Origin of the sequence: Oceanobacter sp. 5_MG-2023 (assembly GCF_030548165.1) — a bacterium.
In the GTDB taxonomy this organism is placed as follows: Bacteria; Pseudomonadota; Gammaproteobacteria; order Pseudomonadales; family Oceanobacteraceae; genus Oceanobacter.
Window position 1 is genome coordinate 1 of sequence record NZ_JAUORS010000072.1, and the last position, 638, is coordinate 638.

The 638-nt window shown below is 54.1% G+C and carries 1 protein-coding gene; it reads right to left on the bottom strand.

The features are described from left to right. Positions 1-638: cadherin repeat domain-containing protein (locus Q4551_RS16185; protein ID WP_303434962.1), on the bottom strand; the 638-nt coding region annotated here is incomplete at both ends.

The window sequence follows — 638 nt, forward strand, 5'->3', positions numbered from 1 at the left end:
GCTAAAGTAACGATTTGGTCGGTGTGGTTACCGGCTCCATCGGTAGCGGTGACAGTAAAGCTGTAGCTTGGTTTGGTCTCGTAGTCCGCATCCGCCAACAAGGTGACTTCACCGGTGGCTGAGTTGATGCTGAAATACGCGGCATCGTCGCCAGAGAGCGAGAAAGTCACACCATCAGAAATATCAGCAGAGTCATCAGCAGTGGCGGTATAAATCACACTGCCGGCACCGCTGTTTTCATCGATCGCAATGGCCGTCGCGCCAGACGTAATGCTTGGCGCTGCTTCATCCAAGTTATTGACCGCCAGGGTAACGGCCTGATTAGTAAAGTTACCGGCTCCATCGGTGGCGGTGACAGTAAAGCTGTAGCTTGGTTTGGTCTCGTAATCAGCGTCGGCCAATAAGGTGACTTCACCGGTGGCTGAGTTGATGCTGAACAGTGACGCATCTGTACCTAAGAGGCTATAAACCGCCGTCGCGTCATTGGTCGCTGCGGTGTAAATAACCGAACTGGCGCCAGAGTTTTCATCAATGGCATCCGCCAACGTGCCGGAGTTAAAGACCGGTCCTGACTCATCCAGATCATTGACCGCCAGCGTCACGGTCTGATCAGTGAAGTGACCGGCGCCATCGGTGGC